Here is a 1,744-nt window from a genome sequence, read left to right as displayed (position 1 = left end):
GCCGGGCGGGGGGAGGGGGGGGGGGCGCGGGGCGCGGTGCGGGGACCCGCCGCTCGGCCTCGCCACGGCCGGCGGGCTCTCCGCGCCGCGGTGCGCCCTACGCCAGTGACTCCTCCTGCGACGGCGGAGTCGCGTGCGTGGCCAGGACGCCGTCGGCGGCCCGGATGACGCCCTCCCATGCGGACAGACCGTCCAGCCGCCGCCCCCCGGCCTCCGCTGCCGCGCGCAGGGCGAAGCTGCCCAGCGGGAGCCGTCGGGGCGGGTCCGCGCTGTCCACCAGGGCGAGGACGGCGGGCACCGTCGCTTCGGGAGGCGGCAGGGTCTCCGGGGTCAGGGTCGGATCGAGCAGGTCGTGGAGGGGGTCGTAGGCGGGGAGCCGGGCGGAGCGCGGCGCGGCGGAGAACCAGTCGGTCGCGTATCCGCCCGGTTCGAGCACGGTGACCTTGATGCCGAACGGCGCGACCTCGTCGGCCAGCGCTTCCGACATGCCCTCCACGGCCCACTTCGTGGCGCAGTACAGGCCCATGCCCGGGTACGCCTCGATCCCGCCGCTGCTCGACACCTGGATCAGGTGGCCGCCTCCCTGACCGCGCAGCAGCGGGAGCGCGGCCTGGGTGACGGACAGGGTGCCGAGGATGTTGGCTTCGACGACGGCTCGGGCCTCGTGCTCCGTGACCTCCTCCACGCAGCCGATGAGGCCGACACCCGCGTTGTTGACGACGACGTCGAGGCGTCCGAAGTGGGTGTGGGCGTGTTGGACGGCGGCGAACACCGCGGCCCGGTCGGTGATGTCCAGCGGGATGGGGAGCACGGCGTCGCCGCTCTCCTCCGCGAACGCCCGCAGTGCCGCTTCGCTCCGGGCGGCCACGGCGACCCGGTCGCCGCGGGCCACCGCGGCCTGCGCCCAGCAACGTCCGAATCCGCGTGACGCCCCGGTGATGAACCAGACCTTGCCCACGTGTCCTCCGCAGAGTGATCGTCCGGTCGACCTGTTCGTCAGCGTGGCAGACGTGCCCGCCGGTCGTCCAGGCCGCCTCGGCCGGTGACCTGCGCGGACCCTTGCGGCTCCAGACCCTCACGTCCCGCACGTCACACCTCGCTACCTAAACCCTTTAGTTTTCTGCATAATGGATGTCGCCAGTCGTGGCCGACGTACAGGAGGAGCCGGGGATGGGACGTGCCGGAGTGACCCCGCAGCGCCTGACCGAGGCCGGTGCGGAGCTCGCCGACGAGGTGGGGTTCGACCAGGTCACCGTCTCGGAGCTCGCCCGTCGTTTCGGCGTGAAGGTCGCCAGTCTCTACTCGCACGTCAGGAGCTCGCACGATCTGAAGACCCGCATCGCCCTGCTCGCCCTGGAGGAGATGGCCGACGGGGCGGCCGAGGCGCTCGCCGGCCGTTCCGGCAGGGAGGCCCTGGCCGCCTTCGCGGACTCCCACCGCACCTACGCCCGCGCCCACCCCGGCCGCTACGCGGCCGCCCGGTACCGGCTGGACCCGGAGACCGCGGCGGCGAGCGCCGGGGTGCGCCACGCGCGGATGATGCGGGCCGTCCTGCGCGGCTACGACCTGGCGGAGCCGGACCAGACCCACGCCGTGCGAATGCTCGGCGGGGTCTTCCACGGCTACGTCGAGCTGGAGCTCGGCGGCGGCTTCGCGCACACCCCCGTCGACCCGGAGGAGTCGTGGAGCTGGATCGTCGACTCCCTCGACGCCCTCCTGCGCACCCGCCCCGCGTCCCCGGCCC

The 1,744-nt window shown here is 74.1% G+C and carries 2 protein-coding genes; one reads left to right on the top strand and one right to left on the bottom strand.

The features are described 5' to 3' along the window. Positions 1–97 precede the first annotated feature (97 nt). Entirely contained in the window at positions 98–958 is an 861-nt protein-coding gene (locus ACOV8S_RS07360) for an SDR family NAD(P)-dependent oxidoreductase (protein ID WP_448316822.1), read from the bottom strand. Positions 959–1,170: 212 nt separating this feature from the next. On the opposite strand from ACOV8S_RS07360, the gene ACOV8S_RS07355 reads away from it, so the two are divergent. Then, the coding region (locus ACOV8S_RS07355) for a TetR/AcrR family transcriptional regulator (RefSeq protein ID WP_448316820.1) at positions 1,171–1,744 on the top strand (574 nt) is incomplete at its 3' end.

The organism is Streptomyces sp. CO7, from assembly GCF_053474865.1.
This window is presented reverse-complemented; position numbering and strand designations above follow the sequence as displayed.